Annotated in this window: 1 protein-coding gene; it reads right to left on the minus strand. The window is 66.3% G+C overall.

Features of this window, described 5'->3' with window-relative positions; all coding sequences use genetic code 11:
- A partial coding sequence (locus SB751_RS32870; RefSeq protein ID WP_410749362.1) for a TolC family protein occupies positions 1 to 255 on the minus strand: 255 nt, incomplete at both ends.

The following is a 255-nucleotide window of genomic DNA, read 5'->3' on the forward strand; positions in this document are numbered from 1 at the left end:
GCCCAGTGCCTTGTAGAGTTCCACACGGTTGATCAGCGCGGCCAGGCCGGTTTGCACCAGCGCCAGCTGGGCATTGAAAAAGTCCACTTGCGCGGTCTGCACCTGCAGGTAGCTGTCGATACCATTGGTATAGCGCAGGTTCGACAGCTCCAGGGTGCGCGCCGACGAATCCTGCAGCGCGCGCTGGGCGTCCAGCTGGGCGCCGTAGGTGGCTTCGCCCGCCAGCGCGTCCGCGACCTCGCGGAACGCCTGCTG

This window comes from Cupriavidus sp. SIMBA_020, assembly GCF_046535395.1.
Lineage (GTDB): Bacteria > Pseudomonadota > Gammaproteobacteria > Burkholderiales > Burkholderiaceae > Cupriavidus > Cupriavidus campinensis.